We start from the raw sequence: 25,700 nt of genomic DNA on the forward strand, positions 1-25,700 counted from the left end.
TGAGTTATGAATAACACCGAACTACCCAACAAGGCTAAACAAACAGGGGTAATTGCTTACTTTGCTAATAACTCTGTTGCTGCTAATTTAATGATGTTTTTTATCATTGTAATGGGGTTGATAAGTTACTTTACGATTCAGCGACAAATGTTCCCTAATATAGAAATTAACTATATTAATGTGTCGGCGAACTATCCTGGGGCCTCGCCACAAGAAATTGAAGAAAGTATTCTAATAAAAATTGAAGAATCATTAAAAGATATAACAGAGATAAAAAAAGGGGTGTATCGCGCATTTCGAAATGGCGGCACGGCCAGCCTTGAAATAAACACTGATGCCGAACTTACCGACGTGCTTGATAAGGTAAAACTACGCGTTGATGGTATTGCCACTTTCCCTGCTGGAATGGAACCGGTCACCATAAGTCAAGTGGAGTTTCGCCAAGACGTAATAGGTATGACGCTGGTGGCCGACTTACCCTTAATTGAATTAAAACCTATAGCCAATCAAATTGAGAATGAGCTGTTACAGCTATCTAATGTGTCATTGGTGGTTAATGACGTTCCTCTGGATGAGATCGCAATAGAAATTGAACCAGATACATTACGCCAATATAATTTAACTTTGTCGGACGTGGTAAATGCTGTACGTCGTTATTCGGCTAACTTTTCAGCTGGGCAATTAAAAACAGATGCAGGAGTTATTTCGGTTCGTGTAGAGAATCAGTTTTACTCGGGTGAAGAGTTTAGACAAATTCCGGTTAAAATTGGCGCTAATGGCGCAAAAGTATTACTACAAGATATTGCTGTTATTAAAGACCAGTTCACTGAAGGGGAGCGTTACTTTAAGTTTAACGGTGAAAATGCGGTTTACTTATCGGTAAAAGCAACCGAAGATCAAAATATTATTCCGGTGGCTGACTCGGTAAAAGCGTATATTGATCAAAAAAATAAAGAGTTACCGCTCGGTGTGCGTTTAGAGCCATTAATGGACTTTACCTACTACCTAAATGCGCGCTTAGATATGATGAAAGCTAACTTATTTCAAGGCGCTATTTTGGTAGCAATCATGCTTTCGTTATTTTTACGCTTTAAATTAGCGCTATGGGTAATGATTGGCTTACCTGTGTGTTTTTTAGGGGCGATGATGTTGATGCCGCTGTTTGGTGTCACTATTAATATTGTGTCCCTGTTTGCCTTTATTATGGTGCTGGGGATTGTGGTGGATGACGCCATAGTCATAGGCGAAAGTGCCTACACCGAAATAGAGAAAAAAGGCGGTGGTGTTGTTAATGTGGTCAATGGCGCTAAGCGAGTGGCAACCCCTGCAACCTTTGGTGTACTAACAACTATTGCCGTGTTTGCTCCGTTTACGCTTTCGAGTGGTCCTGAAAGTGCCTTCTTTTATGGTATTTCAGTGGTGGTTATTTTATGTTTAGTTTTCAGCCTCATTGAATCTAAATTAATTTTACCAGCACATATTGCGCATACGCATTTCTCACCTATTAATCCTGATGGTTGGCGAGCACGTTTTAATAACCGTTTTTTTGGCTTTGTTAATGGCCCTTATAAACAATTTATAGTGAACTGCATAAAATGGCGCTGGACGGTGATGTTTGGTTTTATTGCGCTGTTAATTTTAACCTTTGGTTTAATTTCATCTAATCAAGTGCGTATGATCCCTTCACCTAAGGTACCTCATGACTTCCCGCAAATTAATGTAGAAATGAACGACAATGTATCCGACATTCAAACCATTAATGCGATACGTGAAATTGAAGCTATGGTGCTAGAGGTTGATAGACAAACAGAGCGTGAAGAAGGCCAGAAGATGGTGCGTGATGTGCTAGTGTTCAATCAAGGTCGTACTGAAGCGCAATTACTCGCACCATTAGTTGACGAAGAACTGCGTCCATATAATGCATTTGAGCTATCTCGACGTTGGCGTGAAGCGATGCCGGTTATCGCTGGTGTCAAATCATTAACTATTCAAGATGATGTTGGCGGCGGAGGCGGCGGTAGTGGTGGCGAGTTTGGCTATTTACTATATGGCTCTGATATCGATACGCTTAATGATGCGGGTCGTCGTTTTATACAGCTATTACAACAGCAAGAAGGTTTGTTTGATATTAGCTCAACTATCGATCCTGCCAGTAAAGAAGTGCAAATGAGCTTAAAACCAGTTGCCTATGACTTAGGCTTAGATCTGGCGGCAATTGCGAACCAAGTAGGTGCAAGCTTTTATGGTGGTGAAGCGCAGCGCGTTATTCGCCGTGGTGAGGAGGTTCGGGTGATGGTGCGTTATCCTAAGCTCACTCGTGAGGCATTTTCATCACTTAAGCATGCGGTTGTTACAACGCCACAAGGCCGAGAAGTTTTATTAGGTGATGTGGTTGAGCTAACAGAAACACCGGGCATTAGTTATATTCGCCGTGAAGGTGGTTATCGTACTGTTTACGTTTATGGCAACATTGACGAGGAAGCAATTGAACCGAGTGAGGTAGTCAAACAAGTTAAAGAAAACTTACTACCACAGCTTCAAGAAGAATACCCAAGTGTTAAGTCTGAATTAGGCGGTGCAATAGAAGAGCAGCAAGCGCAAGCAAATGAGCAGCAACTGTTTTTTGCAGGCGGGATGATTTTAGTTTACATATTATTGGCCGTACCGCTTAAAAGTTATTCACAACCTTTAATTGTAATGTCGGTTATTCCATTTAGTCTGACAGGAGCAATTTGGGGCCACTTTTGGTTTGGCTTAGACATTAGTCTAATGTCGGGTTTTGGATTAATTGCCGCAGCAGGGGTGGTTATTAATGACTCCTTGGTAATGACTGATTTTATTAATCAAGCACGCCGTGCAGGAATAGATATTAAAGATGCGGTTATAGAGGCCGGTTGTGCTCGTTTTAGACCTATATTGCTGACATCTATTACTACATTTGCAGGCGTATTGCCGATTATGTTTGAAACCAGCTTACAGGCTAAATTTGTAATACCTATGGCAGTTGCACTTGGTTTTGCTGTGATGTTTGCAACCTTAATTACACTTATTTTAGTGCCATGTCTGTATATTATTTTAACGGATATTGGGGGTTTGTTTAAACGTCCATTTACTAGCCAAAAGGTTAAAGTAAGCTAACTTTGAGTGTTAAGGTTTTGCTTACACCATAATAAAAAGCCAACCAGCTTAAGGTTGGCTTTTTTATTTTATGTCGACAAAAATAAGTATAAGCTTCTGAATTATATGTAATAAATCATGTTTGAGCAGCTGTTTATAATACTGGTAGCTTTGAGTTTAATTACAAGAGGCCAGCTATTGAGACGTAAATTAACCTTGTTTTTACAGAAAATCTCTTAACCAGAGTGCAGGTTAATTAAACTTAAGTGCCAGCTTTAACTTTTGATTACATTCTTTAGTTTGATCTTCGAGCTATGTCACACTATACTCACGCTGTTTTGGCAAACTAACCGAAAGGTTAGGACGCAAAGTTTCCGGTCTAAGGTTTTAGCATTAAAACTAAGATAGCGGGGCCGTCGCACAGGGTAATACCAACCTCACTGTGTGTCATCAGCCCTACAATGTAGTTAAAAGTATTTCTTTTATCCAATAAATGCTGGATAGTACCTATTAGATATTCTTAAGGTGTTGCTTTGTTTATGCATACGTCATTGGCCTGTGGAAATTGGATGCCAATAGGTTGTCTAAATCATCATACCCAATTGTTTGTAGGTGATATGGTGACGGTGACTTTTTATGACACGCAAGGAGAGCTAGTCGATTTATCATTTCAATATGAAATTATCACCGAAGAACAAGGTGAGCCACATAATTGGCCACGCTTTGTCGCGGAATATATTAATACTCATATACCCTTAGTCGAAGCAGGAAGAATGACTGAGCAAGGTTTAGTGGTAGCTTATCGTTCAAACCAGATTTATGCACTCGAAGGTTGCGGGATTACTCGTGCGGAATTAACTTTTCAATGTATTGCTAAATGTGATGATTACCAGGTTGTTAAGCCCGCATATGATTATATCTATCCTGAAAAGTGTGGTGTATATAATGCGGGTGTAAAAGTATTACAGCCAAAAACAGGCTTAATTTATAAATGTAAACCTTGGCCTTTCAGCCAGTTTTGCAATGTGAAAGAAGAAAATAATCCACTTTACGAGCCCGGTGTTGGACAAAGTTGGCACCTTGCTTGGCAGCAAGTTTCCCCTTAATGCTATTTAGCATTTTTCGGCCCACTCATTGAGTGGGCTTTTTTATGCACTTTTGAAAATTATGTTAAACTCCAGCCATCGAAATTTTTTATTGGTTTTTCTGTGGCTCTATCAAACTTATCGTTGTCTTCACTTCCTAATGCTCCTGTTGCGCGTAAACAGCCGCACACGTTAACAACACACAAAAAAATACGCATTGATGATTATTATTGGATGCGTGATGACGAACGTACAGATCCAGCGATGCTGGCACATTTAGCTGCTGAAAATGACTATTGTGAACAGCAACTAGCGCCTATTCAGTCTTTTCAGAAGCAACTGTTCGAAGAACTAAAAGGGCGTATTGTTAAAGACGATAATACTTTTCCCGTTAAAGATGGCCAGTATTGGTATCACTCTGAAGTACGTGGCGATGATGAATATTCTCGCCATTACCGTAGTCGTCAGATGGATGCCGCAGATAAGCAGCTACTGTTAGATGTAAATATACTTGCAGAAGGTTTTGAATTTTATGAATTAGGCGAGGTGGCAATTAGTCCTAATGAACAATTGTTGGCTTACTCTGAAGATACCGATGGCCGTCGTATCTATACCGTAAAGTTTAAAGTTATTGATAACGATGATTTACTTGAAGATGTATTAGAAAACACCGAAGGGCAAATCGTTTGGGCAAACGACAATAAAACGGTTTTTTACGTAAAGAAAGACCTTAAAACGTTATTAGGTTATCAAGTTTATCGCCATGTATTAGGTACTAAGCAAGCGCACGATGTATTGGTATATGAAGAGCAAGATCGAAGCTTTTTTATGGGGCTTGGTAAAAGCCGTGATGAGGGGCTGATCATTATTGATTTAGCCACTACAGAAACGAACGATACTTGGGTGCTAGATGCTGAACAGCCGCAAGGAGTGTTTACTCAGTTACTGCCACGCGAAGAAGGGCATGAGTTTGATGTTGATAAACTCGGCGATACGTTTTATATCGTGACCAATTGGCAAGCTAAAAACTTTCGTTTAATGACGGCTAATACAAGTACCATTGCAGATAAAACACAGTGGCTTGAGCATACCCCTCATCGTGATAGCGTTTTATTAGAAGGCGTAGAGCTGTTTGACGATTTCTTGGTGCTTACTGAGCGCGAGCAAGGACAAACACGCTTTGTGGTCATTAATAAGCAACAGCAGCGTATGACCTTAGAATTTGATGATCCTTGTTATTATGCTGCCATTGCAATGAATCCTGAGCATGATACGCACGTAGCTCGTATTTATTACTCAAGCCTCACCACGCCAGGTTCATTATTTGAAGTAGACTTAAATAATGGTGATAAAACTTTATTAAAACAACAGCAAGTATTAGGCAGTTTTGATCCGCAAAACTATGCCTCTGAAAGGTTAATGGTAACAGCGCGTGATGGTATTAAAGTGCCCGTGTCGCTGGTTTATCGTAAAGATAGTTTTGCTAAAAATGGCACTAATCCACTGTTTCAATATGGTTATGGGGCGTATGGCATAACCATCGATCCGAGCTTTTCGAGTACCTCATTAAGCTTACTCGATCGTGGTTTTGTGTATGCCATAGCACATGTTCGTGGTAGTGAGATGTTGGGTCGTGATTGGTACGAGCAAGGCAAAAAACAACATAAGCAAAATAGCTTTAACGACTTTATTGATGTAACCAAAGCATTGGTTGAGCAAGGTTATGGTGCGCAAGATAAAGTGTTTGCTTCAGGCGGTAGTGCCGGTGGCTTACTAATGGGAGCGGTTGTTAACCAAGCGCCAGCGCTTTATTTAGGAATTGGCTGCCATGTGCCATTTTTAGATGTGCTAACCACCATGCTGGATGAGTCAATACCTCTAACTACCAATGAATACGATGAATGGGGTAATCCAAATGACCCTGCCTATTATGATGTGATTGCTCAGTATTCACCGTATGACAATATTACCGCACAGGCATACCCACATATTTTAGTGACTACCGGTTTGCATGATTCACAAGTGCAATATTGGGAGCCGATGAAGTGGGTGGCTAAAATGCGTGAATATAAAACTGACGATAATATTTTGGTGTTTAAAACCGATATGGATGCCGGTCACGGCGGAGCATCAGGGCGCTTTAAAAGCTTGGAAGAAAAAGCATTAGAGATAGCTTTCTTTATCAGTTTGGCTGATTAAGTGTGATTTTCTATTCAATTGAGTTTCACTATGTTTGGAGGTACTTATATGTTTAATGTGCATGGGCGCTGGGAATACTCAATTGAATCACCAACGATATATATCAAAGTGATTGGTTGTTTTAATCGAGAAGGTATACAGGCTTTTACCAAGGATGTATTTGCTGATTTAGCAAAGTTGCCGCCTCAATCTATTGAATATGCGGTGATTAATTTAGTTGAGTTTGAATTAGCGACCGCAGATAGCTTGGCGGTTGCAACTGAATACTTTCATGGTGTTAAAGCGCGCGGTTATAAACGTGTTGTTTATATTCAAGCAAGTGCTGTAGCCAAAAGTTTGCTGGAACATATCTGGCGGGGTAGCGATATGGATATACAATTTTACGATGATATTCCAGGTTACTTAGCTAAGCACCCGGAACATCTATATATTAAAACCTGGTTATGATTAATTTAAATATGCTTTAAGCATCCACACTAGCTTCTCTTGCTCAGTTATATAATCACTCATCAATGAAGCCGTACCTTCATCTTGTGCATCACTTGCTTGCTCTAAAATATCGCGCTGCATTTTAATTAGCGTGCTATAACCAGCGAGTAAGTTTTCGACTGCTGCGACACCATCACTGATATTTTTTGCTTCTTTAATTTTGCTGATCTCTAAGTAATCAGAAAATGCATGCAGTGGTGCGCCATCAAGCGTTAAAATACGCTCAGCGACTTCATCTACTTTTAAAAGTAATAGGTTATAAATTTCTTCAAACTTGATGTGTAGTTCAAAAAAGTTGCGACCTTTAATATTCCAATGAAAACCGCGGGCATTCATATATTGAATTTGATAACTACTTAGCAGGGTATTGAGTGACTTGACGATATCTTCACTTTTCGCGCTGTTAAGACCAATTGCGTTTACCTGTGACATAACTTCTCCTTAATAAACTGATAAGATGTTTTCTAAACACTGAAGCAAGTATCAGCCATTTTTAGTAATCTGTAAAATGGTTAAAATCGATAACCTTAATAGATTTTACCTATTAGCCAACCTGCTGTAGTAATTAATTTGTTCGTACAATAGAGATGGGCTCCAATCTTTAAAAAACCACCCCAAAAATCAAAATAACCGCAAATCGCTTAATAAAAGCACAATAAGATGATCTAAAACAAGCTTTTATAGCAAGCTATTACATGGCGAGTGGTTATTTGATTTAGGTCAAAATTAACGTTTTTAGTCGGCGCATAATCAACACAGATAAATTTGATGGAGAGATAACATGCAGGCTAAAACACAAAAAGAAAGTAAAATGGAATTAGTTGTTATTGGTATAGCGTTGATTGCATTTGTAGTTGGCTTAGTCGGCCATTTAGCAGGAGCAAGCTTTGCTAACTTTGATACCTTTGGTTATATCGCAGCGCCAACACCACTGATCTTAGCAATCATCGCATTTGTTGCCTATAAAGTGGCTGCTAGTGCAGAAGATTAAACCAGCAACTCAACAATATAATTCATCACTTGGCGTGAGTAGATCATACTGGTGTGACTTAAATGAAACACTTTATGTTCTGCCATGCCTTTGAGTTTGGTTTCATCAATTAATACCGTGCCATCTGATTGACTACCTTTGGCAATTAGCGGCATGAGGCCGATCGGTAAATCGCCAGCAATACTATAAAGCTTGGCATTAAATGGCCAATCACCATTTTCGGTCAGTAAAAATTCCACACTGTTTTTTAAAAATACATCAAAGCCTTTTTGCTGCATTCTGCGGGCTATATGGCTGCCTTTATGCGGTGTGCCTAAAGTAATAACTTTTGTTACGTTTTGGCTTTGTTGAGAATTTGCAGCAAGGTATGCGCGCGCCACCAGTCCGCCCATTGAATGACAAACAAGGGCCGTATTTTTATCATTAATAAAATTATCAATCTGTTTAAAAATAGCGGCGCGATCGGGAGACAATGTATTGTAAGAGAGGTTGAGAATATCCAACCCAGACTTTTCGAGCTGCGAGCATAAAGGGCGCATTACAAAGCCAGACATATACAATCCGTGTAATACCACAACGCGTTTAACAGTCATACACCCTCTTAATCTATTGAACCTACAATTACATTAATTGTACTGGTTTTATTTCAATGTTAACTGAATCAGAGCTCACCCATACATCACCATCTTGAATGGTAATAGTCAGCGATATATTGCGATCAACCAGCGCTGCCAGCGCTTGAGTTGTAGCAAAATCTAAACTAAAAATACTTAAATTTTTAAACTCATACAATTTAGGTTGATGCTTTTGCCACCAAATTGCTTGGTTGTTTTCACCATAAGTGTATAGCACCACTTTTTTAGCTTTATTACAGGCTTTTTTAACACGCTTTTCATCAGGTAAACCAAGCTCAACCCACAGCTCGATCTCATCGCTATAGCTTTTATGCCACAGCTCTGGTTCATCATCAGCCGATAAACCTTTAGTAAATTCTAAACCATCACAGGCATTAAGTGCATAGGCAAGCAAGCGGATCATCAAGCGTTGCTCGGTTTCTGAAGGGTGTTGTGCCAAGGTTAAATTAAAGTCTTGGTATACGTTGCGGTCCATATCGCTTAGCGATAACTGCGCTTTAATAATCGTCGATTTAAGAGCCATAACAGTTTATTTAAAAAAATTTGCGCCAGTATAGCGCAATTAAGGGCTGAGCCAGTTAAAATAGCCCGAAATTATCTGTAGGAGTTAAAAATGGCTATCCAGTGGTTCCCTGGGCATATGAATAAAGCCCGTAATGAAATTAAAGAAATAATGCCACAAATGGATGTGATCATTGAAGTGCTTGATGCGCGCATTCCTTACAGTAGTGAAAACCCGATGGTGGCGACGTTGCGTGAAGGTAAGCCGGTCATCAAAATTTTGAATAAAGCTGATTTAGCCGATCCTAAAATGACGCAAACGTGGAAGGATTACTTTGAGCAAGAAAATGGCGTAAAAGCGATTGCGTTTGGTAATGATAAAGCGGCTGAAGTTCATCGTATTAATGAACTGTGTAAAAAATTAGTACCACACAAAGTCGGTGCTGATAAGCAAATTAAAGCCATGATCATGGGTATTCCTAACGTGGGTAAATCTACGTTAATTAATGTGTTAGCGGGTCGTATTGTTGCGAAAACAGGCAACGAACCGGCGGTTACTAAAGCGCAGCAACGTATTAAGCTTGAAGACGGCATCATGCTTTACGACACACCGGGTATGTTGTGGCCAAAAGTTGAAAATGAAAACTCAGGCTACCGTTTAGGTGCTACAGGTGCGATACGTGATACCGCACTTGAATATGAAGAAGTCGCTAGTTACACCGCTGAATATCTATTGCGGGCGTATCCTGAACTTTTAAAAGCGCGTTATAAAATTGATGAATTACCTGAAAATGATTGGGAATTTGTTGAAATGGCGGGTAAAAAGCGTGGTTGTATTCGTGGTGGTAACCAAATTGATACTTATAAAATGTCAGAAATTCTAATTAATGAATTACGCGATGGCATAATTGGTCGTATCACTATGGAAACTCCAGCTATGCGTGAAGAAGAAGAAGTGATGGTTGCAGGGCTTCGTGCTGCGGCTGAGGCTAAAAAAGCCGCTAAAGAAGAAGAGAAAAAACAACGTCGAGCACGAGCACGTAAAAACCGCCGGTAATTGTTTTTCCACTGGTTAGCTCACTAAATTACAGACATAAAAAAAGCCCGTAAGGGCTTTTTTAGTTTCATATCTACCGTCACCGATATGAGCAATGTAGCAAGTAAAATAGTAGGGCGGTTACCTGTCACCAACATCAAGGGGCGTTGCGGTTAGTAACAGGTAACCTTAGCTGTTTACGTGCGCCACACGTGTTTCAGGGTCGAGAAACAAATCAGTTTATTCCGTACAAGTCGTTGTGCTTTGCGTCTTGTTGATATTGATTATCAGTTAGATCTTATGATCTGTCAACACCCATTTGCAAATAATTCTCATTTATTTTATTTGCTGATAAAAACAACAAATAAAGCACTTTGTTGGCATTAATATTACACAGCCCGACTTCTTGCTGATATTAGATTATTTTGCATTGCTAATGCTTATGGCGTCTTATTACTTGCAATGCGGTTATTTATTTGTTCTACCAATTCTTTATCTTTGCTTCCTTCGCTATTAACTATAAGTAAAAAGTGCTCGCCTTGTTTGTCGATAACTTTAATCACTGTATTATCAAGTTGTGTTCTGCCATAAGTGACTTCGACGCTAGTAACATCCTTAAAGTGTTTTAAGTTTGATTCAAGTTGGCCTTGTTCATTTTGCCAATAGCTAAAAATGTAGTTGTCGCTTATACCATTGCCGTCGTTACGAAAATCTACCCACGCATCGCTGTAAAAATATAAAACATCTTCATCAATAGGTACTAATTGATGGCGTTTTAAGAATTGCATTTGAAATGACCACAATTTATCGCCTTTTACGATAGCGGTACTCGGTAATAAATAGACTTCTTCCAGTAAGCTTAAAAATAAAATAGGTACCCAGATTATGGCGATAACTATATTTCTTACTCGCCATTTAGAATTGTATGCAAGTGCGTCAGATGATTGGTTTAGGTGTTGAATGTAATTAACTAATGGCAGCCATAAAAATGGCAGGATACAAATAGCTATAGTAGTTGCTTCGTCAATACGGGTCATGAGACTTGCCAAAATAACCAGTAACCACGCAATAATTGCCAAGACGTTTGGCATGATTTTATTTTTATTGTGCTGCGTTTGGCTGTGTGCAACTAGCTCTAAATATAAAGAGTAATAAAAAAATATCGCGAAAATCCCGCGAGCAATCGGCATGATATGACTATTTTGCTGTATTTTAATTGCTTTCCAGTTGCGATAACTCCAGTAGTTAATAAAAAGTCCTAAAGTAAAAATACTATAAAGAATAAACTTTGCATTAGTAACTGGGTAAAACTGCGCATCACTAAATGTTGGGCGCTTTGCTGACTCGATACGCCATGCCACAATAAAAAATATCAGTGCGAGCAGGTAAGCAAGTAATACTACAATGATCCAATTATCGTTTAAATCAAAACTGCTAGTGGTATCTGCAGTTACATATTTAACAATGCCAAACTGCGCATTGTCGATTAGCTTGTCTCGTTCGCTCAGGTACAGTTTAATCTGATCAGCTGGAATATGATCTTGTTTGGCGCTAAATGAAAAATCGAGTGTTAATATATTGTCCGTAAAGTGGATATTCTTTTTGAAATTAAAGAACGCATTATCAATTTCACTTTGCTTATTATCAAAGTGCCAATTTGGTTCTTCAAATTTTATTTTAATCGTTGTTTCAATATTATTTGGGTACTTAAAATACAGCGGCGTTGTGCGATTAATTTGATCGGGTTCGTAAACGCTATTTTGTATCTCTGAGGCATAAAAGTCAGCTCTGAGTCCTTCGTCGTCAGGTTGCCAAAAATCATTAATAAGGTAAAACTCGTCACTTAACAGCTCGCCGTTATTTGTATTCTCAGTTACCGTCATCGGCTTATCAATGGTTATGCCTTGAAAATAGCCTTGGTAATATTCTAGGTAATCTTTCGCTATTTTATCGAGTCCATTGCGGGCTAATGAACTGCGTCTATTTACAGCATCAAACTGGCTATATATGTAACTAGTTTGAAATGTTGTTGGCTGTTCAGGTTTAAGAGCTATGGTGTAGTTATCATGCGTTTTAATTGTAATACCATCGACAGGGGGACTCATTTTTGTAAGCTGTTGCTCAAAAGGTTTAACAATCAATGCATAACCATAATTTGGTTGTGCTAAATGCGCTAAAGTTCCGGTTTGATAGTTTATTGTTGGATCTAGCCAATAACGTTGACCTGCATGCTCAAGCGTGACAATGACATGATCAAATATTTGTGCTGAGGCTGGTAGTTCAATTAACCGTTTACCTTCGTCAGTGTTCACTAATGCAGGATAGGCTTTGATCCCCATTGCTTTAAGTAATGAAATTAGCAGTACGGTTTTGTCTTTACAATCACCATAACGAAGTGCCAGAGTTTCAGATGCCGACGTTGGTTGGTGGGAGTTAGTACCCATCTCCAAGCCTAAATAACGAACCTCGTCTTGACTGAATTTTAATGCAGCGGCGATACGATCGGAGGCTTGTGGATTATGCATGGCTATTTCATCGGCAATGAGTGTTACAGGATCTGTTACTTCTATTGCGGATTGATATAAAGGGGCTGCCCAGTTAGCAACTTCCTGCCATGATTTTAATTCAGAGAAAAAAACCTGTTTATACGGGTTATACCAATATGGTGTTTGGCTTGAAGATGTGATTGTTGCTTGATTGTGTAAGCTGATTTGATAGTCATGACCAACAGCGAGCGGGGTGTCTTTTATGTCAACCTCGCCGTTAATTGTATTGATATAAAGTGGTGTGGGTTTTTGCCATAACACACGCATAAATTGTTGCGCCACCGGTACCGACCAGTTTAATGTGCGAGACGCGCTAAAATGTTGGTAAATAGGGTTGCGGCCAGTAATCGTAAAGCTGTAATCGAGCTGGTCGTTAATGCGCATATCATCAACAATAATATTTAAACTTAGGCTGCCGTTGTAAATTCCATTGGCTAATTCGGTTTCTCGTTGTAAGACCTTAAATTGTGCGCTAGCGAGTTTATTTATGTATTGCCCATCTCGGATAAGGCCAAGACTATTGAGTGTGAGGGTTTGATAACTGGGATCAAAGTCTAAATTAAGTTGGCTAATGTAATCGATGCCAGTTTGGTTCACCGCCTGCATCACAGTACGCGTGAAGCGCTGCTGAGGATGTTGAGCAGATACTTTTATTTGGGTATCAAGTAATCGGTAATAAGTACCATCGACGATTTGGTTGACTGGGATTTCCGTTTTAATCAGTGGCTGTTGTTTCACCCAATCATCTGCAGCTTGGATTTGGTATTCTTGGCTGGTGCTATAAAAACTTATAACTAAAAAACACACACTGAGTGTGAGGCTCGTTAATTGAGTCCATTTCATTATTGTTCTTCTTTTTGGCTGGTTTTAAGTGTCCCTATTGTTGTTAGATTACCAAGCTATGGCTTATAAGCCAATAAAATACAGGGCATTATCTTGGTAAGGTAACTAATACACGAGTACCTTGACCTTCAGGATTGGCTAATAATTGTAACTGACCACCTTGATTACGAATGAGTTCGCGGCTGATCACTAAACCGATCCCCGCGCCTTGCGCTTTTGTTGAATAAAAAGGCACAAATAGGTTTTCAGGATTTGTAATACCAGTGCCGCTATCGAGCAGCTTAATAACAACTTTATCTTTATGTTGTTGCCAGCTAAGAGTAGGTGCGCTACAACCTCCGGCTTCAAAGGCATTTTTAATTAGGTTGATCAGTGCTTGTTCTAACTGGCCTAAATCTACATTGAAGTGCTGAGGTTCAGTTGCTTGAATAACTAACTGTGGAAATAAGGCATGTAATCTCAGATTGATTTGTTTTGTGGTTACGGCTTGCTTATTAGCGGCAGGCAGCTGTGAAAAGGCACTGTAACTGGCTACAAAGTCGAGCAAATGCTGGGCGCGTTTTTCAATCACTTGTAGCATGTCGCTGGCTAAATCAGGTGCATTACTGATCTGTCCTTGCTGCTTCATGATCTGAAGAGACTGACTCATTGAGTAAATCGGTGTGAGGGAGTTTCTAACTTCATGATTAAGTACGCGTATTAATCGCTGCCATACTTGTTGCTCGTTGCTACGTAGTTGTTGCTCAATCGAAAATAATGTCAGTAATTCGTAGCTTCGCCCTGCACGCCAAAATGTTTGTGATGAGATATGAAAACGCTGCTCAAAACATGAATCATCATGTTGTTGCCACATGCCTTGGTTATATATGAGGCCGAGATTATTTGCTGTTAAACCTGCAACGTTAGGAGTGGTTAAACTATTTAAGAATGCTTGATTAGTGAAATAGACTAATCCGTGCGGGTCTAAAATAACAATGGGTAAATCAAGCATGCCAACAAACTCAAATACAAACTCTTCGGTTTGTATGTAATGACGTTTATTTTTAGCAATTTTGTTACTGAGTTTATTAAAGTCGGCTTTTAAGCTTGTAATGCGCCCACCTTGGTATTTGGCTAAGTGCCAGCTATTGCTTTCGTTATTCGCAAGGGCATCAAGTTGTAAGCCAAACCGATCGAGTACATCAGTAACTAGCCGATAACTTTTTAGCGCCGCAAGTACCGTTAGAGTGATCAACGGCAATAATATACTGATATTGGCAAACCAATCTAAATCCCAGCTGATCGTAAGCAAAATACATAACGTCAGCAGGATAAAAACCATCAAATAAAGGTAGCGTTTAAGGTGCTGTTCAAGTGACTGGTTGGTTGGCATTTAACTGTCTGCTTCTTTTAAATCAAGCTGATGCTTATCGATGCGCCTGTAAATAGCTGATTTACTTAATCCTAAAAATTCCCCAGCAGCAATAACATTGCCATTAAATTCAGCCAGTGCTTTTTGGATCATTTGTTTTTCTAGCTCCTCCAGCGGTAATAGCGGTAATGATTGATTGGCTGCTGCGCTATGGCTGATGCTTGCTTCACTACTGGGTTGTGCAAGAATTAAATCACAGGCGCCAATATTGTCGTTGTCGCTCATAATCACGGCTCGCTCAACACAATGGCTAAGCTCTCTTACATTACCAGGCCAATGGTACTGGGTAAGCGCCAGCGTCGCTTCGCCAGTCAGTGTCATGCCGCTGCGCTGATATTTTTTACTGTGTGTTGCCAACAAGTGATTAGCCAGCTCAACGATATCTTCCGGGCGTTCGCGCAGGGGCGGAATGTGTAGTTCAATGGTGTTGAGTCGAAACAGCAAATCGCGGCGAAATTCGCCTTCTTCAATGGCTTTGGCAAGCTCTGCATTGGTTGCAGCAATAATACGAACGTCGGCAATTTTGGTTTGACTGGAGCCGAGCACTTCAAATTCTTGGCTTTCGAGTACGCGCAGCATTTTACTTTGCAACTCCAGCGGCAAAGTGGCTATTTCATCTAAAAATAAGGTACCGCTATTGGCTATTTCAAAGCGGCCTAAGCGGTCTTCTTTGGCATCAGTAAAAGCGCCTTTTTTATGACCAAATAATTCACTTTCAAATAATGATGGGGCAATAGCACCAATGTTTACGCTAACGAAGCGTTGCTCACTGCGGTTTGAATGTTGATGTATGTAATGTGCTAAGAGGCTCTTGCCAGTGCCATTTTCGCCAGTAATTAAAATGCTGGCATTGGTTTGGGCTGCGCGTTTAGCTCGGGCTAATAACTGTTGCATAGTGGCTGACAGGGCAATGTAATTAGCATCGCTGGTGCTATGCAATGCTTTTAAACAAGCATTGTCGTGGTTGGTTTTTTGTTGTTTCAGCTGCTGTTGTACCACCGCAGTTAAGCGCAGGTTGTTCCATGGCTTTTCAACAAAATCGACCGCACCCAACTGCATGGCTTTTACAGCAACATCAACGCTTGCCCATGCGGTCATGACTACCACCGGGATATTAGCGCTCAGGGTCTGCAGTTGCTGTAAAAATCGCAGTCCTTCAGCGCCGGATGTGGTGTCGAGTTTAAAGTTCATATCAAGCAAAATAAGGCTTATAGCTGTGCTGCTGATTATTTCCAGCGCCTGCTCTGGGCCTTGTGCTTCAATGCACTGATAGCCAATTTGATTTAATGCCACGATGGCCGCCATGCGTACATCGGCTTGGTCGTCGATAACTAAAATTGTGTCCATTTTGTTCTTCTTGTTTCAAGCAAAAGCAAATTGCTTTACTTTTGCTTGGTTATCACATCATATTGCTTAGTCGTTACGAAGCGCAGCCATGGGTTTTGCTTTAATTAACAGTAATAATGGCCTAAAACACGCGAACATGGCAATAATTAAGGTAATTGTCCATGCCATTAATTGCAGCCGGACATCCATGATTAGCCATGACATTAGCTGTTCTTGAAGTATAAAATAACCAGCTAACACGGTTATTATTGCAAGGGCAAAGCCAACCAGCACAGGGATCACCGCCTCTTTGCTCATTAATTTAAATAAGCGTATCTTTTTAGCGCCGAGCGCCATGCGAATACCAAACTCATAACGGCGCAGACCTAGGTTATAGCTCAGCACGCCAAAGATACCTATTGCTGCTAATAATAGAGTAAATAATGCCAAGGTACTACACAGTGCTACTGTTAGGTGGCTCATATACAATAAATCATCGTACTCTTGTTGTAAGTCTCTAAATTGCCATAAAGTTAAGTGACTATTGGCTTTTCTTAATAAACTTAAAACTTGCTTGCTGGTCAGCTCAACACCTTGCTCTGTTTCAATAACAAACATATAGCTCCAAGGCTGTGCGGGCCACCACATGTGCCGACCAAATGATTCGTCGTAGTATTTAGGGTGGTTAAAGTCCTCCGTTATACCGACAATTTCAAACATTTTATCTTCAAGGCCTTTGTAGCTTTTACCGATAACATTTGTGTACTCCTGGTCGGGTAATAGCCATTTAGCGACACTGATAGATACCAATAACTCGTTAGTTTCACCGCGCATTGCTTGCTCACTAAAAGTACGCCCAGCGAGTATTTTTGTGCCCACTAAATCAAAGTAATCAGGCCCGACCCACTGGCTTGGAAAGAAGATTGAGCTTTTACCTGCAACATCGGTTAGGGTATTGGCATTTTGTCTTGCGGATACTGGGCTTTGCCCAAGAGCAACATCTTTAATGCCTTCGCTATTTTGTAATACTTTTTGATACTGCTTAATTTGCTCGTAGCGCTCAGCCAGTGTTGCATTGTTATTGGTTTGAAATAACTGTGCAAAGTACAGGTTTTCAGTGTCGCTACCCAGTGGGCGATTAATGGTGTCGAGTGCTTTGCTAACAATCATAATTGAAAAGCTAACTAATAAGGCTGCCACAAACATTTGTGTGCCAATTAGTATACGCACAGTACGACCAGATACTTGCGACACGCCGCCTTTGCCACTGTTTTGCATTTGGCTATTTAAGGTTTTGTAGTTAACTAAACGTGCAGTGATCACTGAGAATATGTACGCTAAAGCAATACACATAACTACCGCTATCAGCACCAAATTAAGGTCAACAGCCAAGCTGTTCACCAGTGGCAAGCGTCCTTCTGCAAGTACTTTGAATAACCGAATACCCCAAATAGATAAAAACAGTGCAATGCTGACCGATATACTCATTAAAATGAGTGATTGCAGTAAAATGCTGCTAAATAAAGTTTTACGTTTTGCGCCCAGTACAGCTTGCAGCGCTAAGGTTTTATGCTGTGCTAACGCGCGTGAAAAAAACAAGGTGCTGACGTTTAGTACAGCGATGACCAATAGCCCCACCGCGCCTGCAAGCATCATTAAACTAAGTTGATCGTTATTGCCAAGCTCAACTTCACGATACGGTGTTACAACGGGCTTTACATCAGTAATGCCGCCATTATTGAACCACTCAGATTTAATGTTATCAATTTGGGCTTTTAAGTCGGTTTTTACTTGCTCGTTAGTGACGCCAGGCTTTAATACTGCAATCAGTTTTAAGTTTCTAAACGTGTTGGTCCACGGGCTTTGCCAGTCATCATTATGGAAAAATCGACGGTCAGAACTGGTTGGATACCACACATCAACAGAGCCCGCTTTAATCATGTAAGGTGGGCTGAAATTAGCCGCTACAACCCCCGTTATTATATGCCCATCACCTTCAATCTCACTGGCTGTTTTTAAGGGCTTACCAATTACATCAGGGTCACTATTAAAATGTTCTTTCCAGAACTTCTCTGAAATGACCGCGCTATTATCAGCTTCTTCTAAAGTTCCGCCCTTTTTAAAGCCATGTCCGAGTAAAAAAGGAGTATGTAGGAGCTCAAAATATTCACCACCGACATACAGCACATCCTTTTTTGGTTGGCCGTCTAAGTATAAAAAAACATTTTCAGCGGCATTCATCATAAAAGCTTGCTCAAAGCTTTGATTGTTTTTAAGCCAGTGCACCATCGATTGATAACTTTGAAAGCCAACCGCATCGTAGTCGTCATAGGTTAGGCTTTGCTCAACCACCACCATGCGGGTTTCGTCAAATACATCAAGGGGTTTTAAAAAGTAACTATTTACTAGGCTTAGCACTACAAATAAGGTCGCGAGAGTGAGCGCCAAGGTGGCTACAACGGCGGTAACAAACCCCGGTGCGTTCATCAGTGATGCCCACGCCAAGCGCAGTTGACTACGTGTTTTAGTTAAACGGCTCATGTTAAATCACCTCGGCAGTATCAGCGGATACAGCGCTGGTATTTTCAGTGTGCGTATCTTGGCGTGCTTGCGAATACGAGATAATTTCGCCATCGAGTAGTTTTAGCTGAGTTTTTGCGCGTCCTGCGTAACGTAAATCATGGGTTACCATACAAATGGTAGTGCCTTTTTGATTCAGTGCGTCGAGCAAGTCCATCACTGCATCACCATTTTTAGAGTCAAGGTTACCGGTTGGCTCATCAACCAATAAAATACTGGGTTTACCGGCAAGGGCGCGGGCAATAGCAATACGTTGTTGTTGCCCACCAGAGAGCTGATTAGGTTTATGTTGGGCGCGGTGCCCCATTTCAACCTCATCAAGAGCATGCTTTACTGCGCTCTGAATATCAGCTTGGCTCATAGCAGGCTCACGATAGGTCAGCGGCAATGCTACGTTATCAAACACCGAAAGTTCATCTATTAAATTAAATGACTGAAAAATAAAGCCAATATGTAAATTACGCAGCTCTGCCTGTTGGTCCATGTCGAGGGTGTTGGTATCGACGTTTTTAATAAAATATTGCCCCTCGGTAGGGCTGTCTAGCAAGCCAAGTAAAGATAACAGCGTTGATTTACCACAACCTGATGGGCCACTAATGCAAATATAATCGCTTTGATTTATTTCAAGGTCGATATTTTTGAGGGCGTAGGTTTCAACATTTTGGCTGCGATAAACCTTGGCGATATTTTTTAATGAGATAAGTGTATTGGTGTTCATAAACTTTCCTGTTCTATTTTTATAGTTGCCAAATGCTGCCATTTAGAGAGATCTGAAATGATCAGCTGTTCACCCACTTTAGCGCCGCTCAGCAGTTGAATTTTGTTATCACTGAGTGTACCAAATTCAATTTGCGTGGGGTGTGCTAAATGGGTAGTCGGGTTAAGTTTAAAAAGCGTAGCGTCAGTATCGGCTTGCACTTTGATGGGTAAGTTAACGGTGAGTGCATTGGGTATGACGTGGCTTATTACATACCCTTCAATACTTAAATCTGGGCGTGCGTTAGCTGGCAACGAACCTGTTAAATCAAGTTCAATCATCACGCGGCCATCACTGACGATAGGGTCAATACGGGTGACAGTTGCGATTACTTCGCCACTATTACCCGTGCTAAACGTGTTTACTCTTGCTGGCATATTTAAAGCTATTTTTTCTGCATCGCTTTGTTGCACACTAAGCTCAGCCTTGAGAGCGGTATCTGAGCCTACTATGGCGAGGCGTGTACCTGGTGTAAGGTTTTGACCAAGCTCTACATTAAGCTCTTGCAGCATGCCGTCAATGCCGGCGGTGACCTGTAAGTCATCAAAGGCTTGCTGTTGTACTTGATAGTTCAATTCAAATTGGCTTAATAGCTCTTGTTGAATTTTACTGCGCTGATGGTGCATATCGGCTAATTGGACTAAGCGTTGCTTTTCAATATCAACACGTTGCTCTAGTTGCTTCACGGTTAATAAACTGCGCTTGTAATCAAGGCTTGAAACAATGCCTTGCTCGATTAATTTACTTTCGGCCTGTGCACGCAGTTGGGCACTTTCAAGCTCGCTTTTTAAAATAGTCAGGCTTGCTTGGCGCTCTAATAGCTGACTCTTTTGATTGATTATTTGTTCGTTAGCGCTGGCTTTTTGTCTTGCCAATTCGAGCCGTGCGACTGATAAACGTTGCGCTTGTAGTGGATTTACCAGGGTTAAAATAACGGTGTCTTTATTGACGCGGGTGCCGGGGTATACATGAATAGCTTCGACCATGGCGCTATCGGTATTGGTTAAATAACGCTGATACTTTGATTTTAAACGGCCAAAGCCACGTATTTTTATTACAAAATCAGCTTGAGTTACGGTGGCTATTTGCAGTTGATTAGCCGCCAATGTGGTAGGTGCTAGCCATGAGTAAATCAGCCAAATAATAAGCGCTATGCTAATAAGTAAGGTGCCAAATATGAGTTTTTTACGCTGACTCGGTTTGGTGCTGCGTTTTAAGGTGCTATCTATATCCATGGCATTGGTAATTTGTTGTTAAGGCAATTGAATAGCCTAAAGCGAATAACATGCCAAACTATAAGTGATTGAAATTGCTTGGTTTGCTTTTTTATTGTTAGAAGCAGTTTCCCAGCTTTGGGAAAATAAAATTAAAAGTGGGAGTGTGGCTTATAGGGCTTAATAAATATACTTGGAATGGTCGTGGCTATTAGGTTTTTTAATTCTTTTTGTTCATTTAGTTTATTTGTTTTTTCAGGTACATAGCGCTATTTTTCTTTTAAACACACCCTCCCATTGCCCGCAAACTGATAAGTGATAAAAATGAGCCAATTTATAAATAACCTTAGCTTTCGAGTTAAATTTGCTATTCCTGTCGTCGTCGCCTTAGTTATTTTTTCGGTGTTGTCGGGTTACGTGTTGTATACGTTTAAAGAGCAAGCTCGACTTAACAGTTTTATAAGCTTAGAGGTGCGAACGGTGCTGGACGATCTTGAAGACGGCTATCGTGATCTCTTTCAGGTGAAAACGGCAGGTTTGAGCATGGTGCTAGGACAAGGCGACAAACAAAACTATATAGTACAGCTTGCAGAGTACCGAGATAATATAGTCCGTATCGACGCGCGCCTTTCTAGCCCATTAAAGCTGGTGAAGTCTGGCTACATTGATGCGATCAATGCACAGCGGGTTACGAATATCAAAGCCGATGTCGCTATTTGGTCTCGTTACTACCAAGCACTTTTTAGTGATCACCAGCTTGCGGCTAGTTACTTAGCTGAGCATAAACAAGATATGGAAGCAGTGTTAGCGCGTATTCGCAAAAATGTTACTAGCATGCGTGATGAAATAGATGCCAAACTTACAAATTCTTTAATTGAAGTAACCGCTAATCAAGAGTCTGCTAGCTTTGCTTTGCAGTTTGGTATTGTATTGAGCTTTGTTTTATCAATAGCTGCAACTTGGCTGCTGTCTACCGTTATTTTGGCGCCGTTAAAGAAAATGCAGTTAGCATTAGAAAACATAGCTAGTGGCCAAGGCGATCTCACGCAACGGTTAAACAGTGAGTCAAACGATGAAATGGGTGCGCTTGCGCGTTCGTTTAATACCTTTATCAGTAAAATTCATAACACAGTATTGGCGGTTGTCGGCTCGGCTGAACAGGTGCGCAATGAAACTGAAAGTTTGCGCATTATTACTGCAAGTGTATTAAGTGAAGCCAGTAATCAGCAAATAGAAAGTGAGCAAGTGGCAGCTGCGGTAAATGAAATGAGCACGACCAGTGATAACGTAAGCCAAAACGCTAATGATGCGGCCAGTGCCACAAGTACTGCTAATAATGATGCCAATGTAGCAAAAGCCACAATTGAAGAAACCATTTCGTTAATTAATCAACTGGTGACCGACATTTCGGCATCGAGCGACGTAATAAACACCTTAGAGCAAGATGTAATGAATATCGCCACTGTGCTTGATGTTATCCGTGGTATTGCTGATCAAACAAACTTGTTAGCGTTAAATGCGGCCATTGAAGCCGCGCGCGCGGGTGAGCAGGGGCGAGGCTTTGCGGTCGTTGCTGACGAGGTGCGTTCATTAGCGAGTCGCACGCAAGATAGTACCGGAGAGATCAACGCCATGATTGAAAAGCTCCAACAAGGCACCAATCAAGCGGTTGGTGCAATGCAAGCCAGTACCAAAAGCGGTCAACAAACGATTGAGCACTCTCGCGGTGCCGCGCAATCGGTGCAGCGTATTAATGACGCAGTTACCATTATTAACGATATGAACATGCAAATTGCCACCGCTGCCACGCAGCAAAGCCAAGTGAGTGAAGATGTGAATATCAATGTGCAACGTATCGCTACATCAAGTGGCAATATGCTAGACAAAGTGGATCAGGCTGAGCGTGCATGCCAAGCATTGGCACAGCAGTGTCAACAGTTAGACAACCTAGTAAGCAACTTTAAAGTATAAGTATTATCAAGGGGGTGAATTATTTATCACCCCTTAAGATGCCTCTTTTAGCTAAACCTCAATAAATAATCAATTACTATCAACGAGTTATTAAACTGTAGTTTTGTGCATATTGTGCGTGATTTTTATGCGCTAAATGCATTTTAAGCAGATCAATGCAGCTTAAATTCTAAACATTTCGTTAATCTGACGTTAACACTATGCTCGAAGACAGATAGCAGTGTGTAGTCGCTCATCTAACGACAACAAAATCATCAACAGGTGTGGAGAGAACAACCAATGAAAGCAAGTAACACACAATTGGCTTTAGCCATTGCAGCAGCGCTAGCAAGTACCTCAGCATTCGCTGCCAATGACACTGAAAAATTACAGCAGCAACTAGACGAACTACAAAAAGAAGTCGCTGCGCTGAAGAAGTCTAGCGGCTTTAATTTGGAATTTGGTGGTCGAGTGCAACTTGATTACAACTATTTTGATGGTGCATATAACGCGAATAATGACGGTGATGCGGGCGGTGATTTTTTTGCGCGTCGTATTCGTACTTATGTTGAAAGTGAGCATGGTAACTGGGATCACAAGTTACTGCTTGAGTTTGCCGAAGGTACAGCAGAAATCGTGATGGCGCGAGTTCGTTATAATTTCGATAATGGTCTAAAAATTAAAGCGGGTAAAATCCGTGAAGACATCACTTTAAATGGCTTAACGAGCTCTAAGCATACCAATACTATAGAGCGCAGTACGCTAGCCAATACTTTTTCGCCGTTCTTCCGTTGGGGAGCGTCAGCGTCTCAATACTTTAAAGACAGTGGTTTTCGTTATGCCGTTGGTGTTTATAAAAATGATGCCTTTGGTGCGACGGGTCATGACGAAGATGATCAACTAACACTCGCTGCAACGGGACGTGTTACTTGGTCAAGCGCAGCCCCAGGCGATGTGATTCATTTAGGTGCGTGGCATTCATACCGTGATATGGGTGGTAACGAGTTAGGTGCGCGCTTTGCCCGTGGCGAAATACGTGAAGCCAATGTACGTCTTGTTGATTATGCGGTGGGTGGTAATGCCGTGGCATTGGATAGTTTGTCGCAAAGTGGTCTTGAGTTTGCGTATCAAGCTGATGCATTAACGCTAGAGGCTGAATACGCAAGCCGCACACTCGATGCTGTTAATGGCGCCGACCCGCTTGATGGCGAGCGTTATGATGGTTTTCATGTATCAGCGAGCTACTTCTTAGGTGGTGAGCAACGCAGGTACAAAGCCGGTTCAGCATTATTTGTACAACCTAAAGGCATTAAAGATGCGTGGGAGCTTGTCGCCCGAGTATCACAAATGGATGCAACAAGTAGCACGCAAGGTACTGAAGTAACTACTTATACCCTAGGCACATCCTATTATATCAGCAGCGATATCAAATTTATGGGCAACTTGATCTACAGCGATGTAGAGGGTCCAGGCGCAACTGCGTTAGTGGGTGATGAAGACTCAGGTATGGGCTTTAGTGCGCGCATGCAGTATTTATTTTAGGAGTAAATTGAGATGAACTTACTTAAAAAATCATTTAAATCATTTAAAACTACGGTACTTGCGGCATCGTTAGTACTAAGCAGTCCGTTTGCTATGGCTGACATTCACTTTTTAGTACCGGGCGGCCCTGGTGGCGGCTGGGATACCACAGCACGCGGTGTGGGTGAAGGTTTAGTGAAAGCGGGTATTGAAGATAATGCGTCTTTTCAAAATATGTCGGGCGGCGGCGGTGGCCGTGCAATCGCTTATCTGATTGAGTCTGGTACTAAAAAAGGCGATATCTTAATGGTTAACTCAACACCTATCGTGTTGCGGGCACTAACCGGTAAAATTCCTTACAGCTACCGTGATTTAACTCCCGTTGCCAGTATGATTGCCGACTACGGTGCATTTGTAGTACGTAACGATTCGCCATTTAAAACCTGGCAGGATGTGATCGCAGCAATGAAAGAAGATTCAGGCTCTGTAAAAGTAGCTGGTGGCTCTGCACGTGGCAGCATGGATCACTTAGTTGCAGCGCAAGCAGTTAAAGCGGCAGGCCTTGACGGACGTCGTTTGCGTTATATCCCTTATGACGCGGGTGGTAAAGCCAAAGCAGGGTTGTTATCTGGCGAGGTTAACTTACTTTCTACCGGACTTAGCGAAGCGTTAGAAGTCGCTAATGGCGGTCAAGCACGTATTCTAGCTGTGACCTCTGGTGAGGCACTACCAGATTATCCACAAATTCCAACCTTAAAATCACTTGGTTATGATATGGAGTTTGTTAATTGGCGTGGTTTCTTTGCGGCACCTAATTTACCGGCTGATAAACTTGCAGAATACACCGAGAAGTTACGTAAATTACAAACCACTCCAGAATGGGAAGTAGTCCGTGCACGTAACGGTTGGTTAAACCTATTCCAAGAAAAAGATCAATTTATAAAGTCACTTGAACAGCAAGAAGCACAGCTTAAAGTTGTTATGGAAGAACTCGGCTTTATTCGTACGTCACGTTAATCGAGGCTTTTATGTTGAATCGCGAACTACTAGGGCCAAGTTTATTCTTGGCGCTATTTACCCTCTACGCCATTGTTGCATGGCAAATTCCGTTACTCCCATTTGAAGAGTATGAAACGGTTACTTCTGCCACCTTACCTAAAGTATATGCGGCATTTGGTATTATCGTTTGTCTGCTTTCTATCGGGGCTACTTTACTTAAACCAACTGCAGCCGTTGATGAAGATAATGCGCTCGAAAAGTCACATGTATTGCGAACAATCGGGTTGCTTATATTGATGGTGATATATAGCGCAGCGCTTGAGCCTATTGGCTTTTTAATCTCAACCAGTGCGTTTTTATTAGTTGGCTTTTTTGTTATGGGTGAGCGCCGCAAGGCTATTCTCTTATTGGCCTCTATCCCTGTTGCTGTAGTGTTTTGGTTTTTAATGACCCAAGTGCTCGGTATTTATTTGGTTCCTGGCAACCTGTGGAGTTAAGTT

Annotated in this window: 19 protein-coding genes and 1 riboswitch; of the genes, 10 read left to right on the forward strand and 9 right to left on the reverse strand. The window is 41.2% G+C overall.

Annotated features, from left to right (window positions below; all coding sequences use genetic code 11):
* The first annotated feature begins 6 nt into the window (after positions 1-6).
* From H5162_RS06805 to H5162_RS06820, 4 genes are all read left to right on the forward strand, one after another.
* Positions 7-3,138, forward strand: a complete 3,132-nt coding sequence (locus tag H5162_RS06805) for an efflux RND transporter permease subunit (protein WP_145240238.1) — start codon at positions 7-9, stop codon at positions 3,136-3,138.
* Between the two features lie 309 nt (positions 3,139-3,447).
* Positions 3,448-3,538: riboswitch (cyclic di-GMP riboswitch) on the forward strand.
* Positions 3,539-3,656: 118 nt separating this feature from the next.
* Positions 3,657-4,223: a chitin-binding protein gene (locus H5162_RS06810; protein WP_145240240.1), complete on the forward strand. Its 567-nt coding sequence runs from the start codon at positions 3,657-3,659 to the stop codon at positions 4,221-4,223.
* A 102-nt stretch (positions 4,224-4,325) separates the two neighbouring features.
* Entirely contained in the window at positions 4,326-6,401 is a 2,076-nt protein-coding gene (locus H5162_RS06815; protein ID WP_182778028.1) for a S9 family peptidase, read from the forward strand.
* Positions 6,402-6,449: 48 nt separating this feature from the next.
* Positions 6,450-6,848 (forward strand): hypothetical protein, encoded by a 399-nt coding sequence (locus H5162_RS06820; protein ID WP_182735014.1) that lies wholly within the window; start codon positions 6,450-6,452, stop codon positions 6,846-6,848.
* Here the strand turns inward: H5162_RS06820 and H5162_RS06825 are convergent, their stop codons facing one another.
* Entirely contained in the window at positions 6,849-7,322 is a 474-nt protein-coding gene (locus H5162_RS06825) for a Dps family protein (RefSeq protein ID WP_145240248.1), read from the reverse strand.
* 349 nt (positions 7,323-7,671) lie between these two features.
* On the opposite strand from H5162_RS06825, the gene H5162_RS06830 reads away from it, so the two are divergent.
* On the forward strand, positions 7,672-7,881 hold the full coding sequence (locus tag H5162_RS06830; RefSeq protein ID WP_149982248.1) for a hypothetical protein: 210 nt from the start codon (positions 7,672-7,674) through the stop codon (positions 7,879-7,881).
* Here H5162_RS06830 and H5162_RS06835 read toward each other — a convergent pair.
* Positions 7,878-8,474 (reverse strand): alpha/beta hydrolase, encoded by a 597-nt coding sequence (locus H5162_RS06835; protein ID WP_182735016.1) that lies wholly within the window; start codon positions 8,472-8,474, stop codon positions 7,878-7,880. The two genes, H5162_RS06830 and H5162_RS06835, sit on opposite strands and share 4 nt — an antisense overlap.
* A 28-nt stretch (positions 8,475-8,502) precedes the next feature.
* Positions 8,503-9,039 (reverse strand): YaeQ family protein, encoded by a 537-nt coding sequence (locus H5162_RS06840; RefSeq protein WP_145240254.1) that lies wholly within the window; start codon positions 9,037-9,039, stop codon positions 8,503-8,505.
* A gap of 90 nt (positions 9,040-9,129) precedes the next feature.
* Here H5162_RS06840 and ylqF point away from each other — a divergent pair, with 90 nt between their 5' ends.
* Positions 9,130-10,074, forward strand: a complete 945-nt coding sequence (gene ylqF / locus H5162_RS06845; RefSeq protein WP_182717516.1) for a ribosome biogenesis GTPase YlqF — start codon at positions 9,130-9,132, stop codon at positions 10,072-10,074.
* 419 nt (positions 10,075-10,493) lie between these two features.
* On the opposite strand, the gene H5162_RS06850 is transcribed toward ylqF, so the two are convergent.
* The 6 genes from H5162_RS06850 to H5162_RS06875 all read right to left on the reverse strand — a co-directional run bounded on the left by H5162_RS06850 (position 10,494) and on the right by H5162_RS06875 (position 20,751).
* Positions 10,494-13,442, reverse strand: a complete 2,949-nt coding sequence (locus H5162_RS06850) for a DUF3857 domain-containing transglutaminase family protein (protein ID WP_182778030.1) — start codon at positions 13,440-13,442, stop codon at positions 10,494-10,496.
* Positions 13,443-13,530: 88 nt separating this feature from the next.
* Positions 13,531-14,814 (reverse strand): PAS domain-containing sensor histidine kinase, encoded by a 1,284-nt coding sequence (locus H5162_RS06855; protein WP_182778032.1) that lies wholly within the window; start codon positions 14,812-14,814, stop codon positions 13,531-13,533.
* The gene (locus tag H5162_RS06860; protein WP_145240299.1) at positions 14,815-16,200 is read right to left on the reverse strand and encodes a sigma-54 dependent transcriptional regulator; all 1,386 of its coding nucleotides are present in this window, start codon (positions 16,198-16,200) and stop codon (positions 14,815-14,817) included.
* Between the two features lie 66 nt (positions 16,201-16,266).
* The gene (locus H5162_RS06865) at positions 16,267-18,720 is read right to left on the reverse strand and encodes an ABC transporter permease (RefSeq protein WP_182778034.1); all 2,454 of its coding nucleotides are present in this window, start codon (positions 18,718-18,720) and stop codon (positions 16,267-16,269) included.
* 1 nt (position 18,721) lies between these two features.
* Positions 18,722-19,477 (reverse strand): ABC transporter ATP-binding protein, encoded by a 756-nt coding sequence (locus H5162_RS06870; protein ID WP_182735021.1) that lies wholly within the window; start codon positions 19,475-19,477, stop codon positions 18,722-18,724.
* Complete coding sequence (locus H5162_RS06875) at positions 19,474-20,751, reverse strand: efflux RND transporter periplasmic adaptor subunit (protein WP_182778036.1); 1,278 nt, start codon at positions 20,749-20,751, stop codon at positions 19,474-19,476. Before H5162_RS06875 ends, H5162_RS06870 begins: the two co-directional genes overlap by 4 nt.
* 303 nt (positions 20,752-21,054) lie before the next feature.
* Here H5162_RS06875 and H5162_RS06880 point away from each other — a divergent pair, with 303 nt between their 5' ends.
* The 4 genes from H5162_RS06880 (at position 21,055) to H5162_RS06895 (ending at position 25,697) form a co-directional block, all read left to right on the forward strand.
* Positions 21,055-22,701, forward strand: coding sequence for a methyl-accepting chemotaxis protein (locus tag H5162_RS06880; protein ID WP_182717510.1), 1,647 nt, complete (start codon positions 21,055-21,057; stop codon positions 22,699-22,701).
* Between the two features lie 279 nt (positions 22,702-22,980).
* Positions 22,981-24,222, forward strand: a complete 1,242-nt coding sequence (locus H5162_RS06885; protein WP_145240101.1) for an OprO/OprP family phosphate-selective porin — start codon at positions 22,981-22,983, stop codon at positions 24,220-24,222.
* Between the two features lie 12 nt (positions 24,223-24,234).
* A complete protein-coding gene (locus H5162_RS06890) occupies positions 24,235-25,218 on the forward strand; it encodes a tripartite tricarboxylate transporter substrate binding protein (RefSeq protein ID WP_145240099.1) in 984 nt (327 codons plus the stop codon).
* A gap of 11 nt (positions 25,219-25,229) precedes the next feature.
* Positions 25,230-25,697 (forward strand): tripartite tricarboxylate transporter TctB family protein, encoded by a 468-nt coding sequence (locus tag H5162_RS06895; RefSeq protein ID WP_145240097.1) that lies wholly within the window; start codon positions 25,230-25,232, stop codon positions 25,695-25,697.
* The last annotated feature ends 3 nt before the right edge of the window (positions 25,698-25,700 follow it).

Origin of the sequence: Pseudoalteromonas sp. SR41-8 (assembly GCF_014163915.1) — a bacterium.
Classification (GTDB): domain Bacteria; phylum Pseudomonadota; class Gammaproteobacteria; order Enterobacterales; family Alteromonadaceae; genus Pseudoalteromonas; species Pseudoalteromonas rhizosphaerae.

Excerpts from the sequence above, each read along its gene's own strand:
- H5162_RS06830 (WP_149982248.1), top strand. The coding sequence starts at position 7,672 with ATGCAGGCTAAAACACAAAAAGAAAGTAAAATGGAATTAGTTGTTATT.
- ylqF (WP_182717516.1), top strand. The coding sequence starts at position 9,130 with ATGGCTATCCAGTGGTTCCCTGGGCATATGAATAAAGCCCGTAATGAA.
- H5162_RS06895 (WP_145240097.1), top strand. The coding sequence starts at position 25,230 with ATGTTGAATCGCGAACTACTAGGGCCAAGTTTATTCTTGGCGCTATTT.
- H5162_RS06810 (WP_145240240.1), top strand. The coding sequence starts at position 3,657 with ATGCATACGTCATTGGCCTGTGGAAATTGGATGCCAATAGGTTGTCTA.
- H5162_RS06805 (WP_145240238.1), top strand. The coding sequence starts at position 7 with ATGAATAACACCGAACTACCCAACAAGGCTAAACAAACAGGGGTAATT.
- H5162_RS06840 (WP_145240254.1), bottom strand. The coding sequence starts at position 9,039 with ATGGCTCTTAAATCGACGATTATTAAAGCGCAGTTATCGCTAAGCGAT.
- H5162_RS06820 (WP_182735014.1), top strand. The coding sequence starts at position 6,450 with ATGTTTAATGTGCATGGGCGCTGGGAATACTCAATTGAATCACCAACG.
- H5162_RS06870 (WP_182735021.1), bottom strand. The coding sequence starts at position 19,477 with ATGAACACCAATACACTTATCTCATTAAAAAATATCGCCAAGGTTTAT.
- H5162_RS06825 (WP_145240248.1), bottom strand. The coding sequence starts at position 7,322 with ATGTCACAGGTAAACGCAATTGGTCTTAACAGCGCGAAAAGTGAAGAT.
- H5162_RS06885 (WP_145240101.1), top strand. The coding sequence starts at position 22,981 with ATGAAAGCAAGTAACACACAATTGGCTTTAGCCATTGCAGCAGCGCTA.
- H5162_RS06890 (WP_145240099.1), top strand. The coding sequence starts at position 24,235 with ATGAACTTACTTAAAAAATCATTTAAATCATTTAAAACTACGGTACTT.
- H5162_RS06860 (WP_145240299.1), bottom strand. The coding sequence starts at position 16,200 with ATGGACACAATTTTAGTTATCGACGACCAAGCCGATGTACGCATGGCG.
- H5162_RS06855 (WP_182778032.1), bottom strand. The coding sequence starts at position 14,814 with ATGCCAACCAACCAGTCACTTGAACAGCACCTTAAACGCTACCTTTAT.
- H5162_RS06835 (WP_182735016.1), bottom strand. The coding sequence starts at position 8,474 with ATGACTGTTAAACGCGTTGTGGTATTACACGGATTGTATATGTCTGGC.
- H5162_RS06865 (WP_182778034.1), bottom strand. The coding sequence starts at position 18,720 with ATGAGCCGTTTAACTAAAACACGTAGTCAACTGCGCTTGGCGTGGGCA.
- H5162_RS06880 (WP_182717510.1), top strand. The coding sequence starts at position 21,055 with ATGAGCCAATTTATAAATAACCTTAGCTTTCGAGTTAAATTTGCTATT.
- H5162_RS06850 (WP_182778030.1), bottom strand. The coding sequence starts at position 13,442 with ATGAAATGGACTCAATTAACGAGCCTCACACTCAGTGTGTGTTTTTTA.
- H5162_RS06875 (WP_182778036.1), bottom strand. The coding sequence starts at position 20,751 with ATGGATATAGATAGCACCTTAAAACGCAGCACCAAACCGAGTCAGCGT.